This window comes from Phenylobacterium aquaticum (assembly GCF_022695515.1).
Taxonomy (GTDB): domain Bacteria; phylum Pseudomonadota; class Alphaproteobacteria; order Caulobacterales; family Caulobacteraceae; genus Phenylobacterium; species Phenylobacterium aquaticum.
In genome coordinates, this window is sequence record NZ_JALDPT010000090.1 from 1 (window position 1) to 1,048 (window position 1,048).

Annotated in this window: 2 protein-coding genes; one reads left to right on the forward strand and one right to left on the reverse strand. The window is 72.5% G+C overall.

Features of this window, described 5'->3' with window-relative positions; all coding sequences use genetic code 11:
* Positions 1–271 precede the first annotated feature (271 nt).
* Positions 272–652, forward strand: coding sequence for a DUF2237 family protein (locus MQH10_RS26215; RefSeq protein WP_242566901.1), 381 nt, complete (start codon positions 272–274; stop codon positions 650–652).
* Positions 653–656: 4 nt separating this feature from the next.
* On the opposite strand, the gene MQH10_RS26220 is transcribed toward MQH10_RS26215, so the two are convergent.
* A partial coding sequence (locus tag MQH10_RS26220; protein WP_272887170.1) for a citrate/2-methylcitrate synthase occupies positions 657–1,048 on the reverse strand: 392 nt, incomplete at its 5' end.

A 1,048-nucleotide genomic window follows, 5' to 3' on the forward strand; every position in this document is an offset into this window, starting at 1 on the left:
GCGGGGCTGGTCGCCGCGGGCGGCGGCTGGGTCGCCTGGTCCAGCAGGGCGCCGATCGGATCGACCTCCTGGGCGGCCGCGGGTCCGGCCAGGCCGGCGGCGACGCACAGGGCGCTCAGAACGGCCTCTCTCAGACGCATGGACAAACGGCTCCGGCTGTCACGCACGCCCCGGACCTGGCGGTCGGGCTCAGCCGGGGCTGGGCGGTCGGTCAAGGCGGGAGCCTCCTTCTGCATGGCGAAGCGGGCCTTTTGGTGACTAAGGTGCGGGTATGACCACACGATACGACGCCGATGCAAGAAACGTGCTCGGAGGCGAGCTGCAAAGCTGCTCCCTCGATCCCGTCACCGGCTTTTTCCGCAACGGCTGTTGCGAGACGGGACCGCACGACACCGGCCTGCATACGGTCTGCGCGGTGATGACGGCGGAGTTCCTGGCCTATTCGAAGATGGTCGGCAACGACCTGTCGACGCCGGTCCCCGAATACGCCTTTCCAGGCCTGAAGCCCGGCGACCGCTGGTGCCTGTGCGCGCCGCGCTGGAAGGAGGCGCTCGACGCCGGCGCTCCGCCCCAGGTGGTGCTGGAGGCGACCCACGAGGAAACGCTCGCCATCGTCCCCCTCGGCGTCCTGAAGGACCACGCGGCGGCCTGACGCCTCACCCCACTTCCACACCCACATAGCGCGCCCGGGGCCGGATCAGGGCGCCGGACTGCAGCTGCTCGATGGCGTGGGCGATCCAGCCGGCGCAGCGGGCGGTGGCGAACAGGGCGAAGGGGGCGTCGGCCGGCAGCTTCAGGGCCTCCGACATCGCCACCAGGGCGAAATCCACATTGGGCTTGAGGCCGGTGAAGGCCTCGGCCGCCTGGGCGAGCTCGGCCAGGTGCGGCGGCGGGGCGAACCGGGCCAGCATCGCCTCGGCGCGCGGATCGACATCGGGATAGAGCGGGTGACCGAACCCCGGCAGGGCCCGGTCCTCGGCCAGCCGCGCCGAGACGGCGGCCCGCGCCCCGGCCTGCTGGGCCTCGGCCGCCAGGGCCCGGATCGCCG

Coding starts and splice junctions, on each gene's coding strand:
- MQH10_RS26215 (WP_242566901.1), top strand. CDS start 272: ATGACCACACGATACGACGCCGATGCAAGAAACGTGCTCGGAGGCGAG.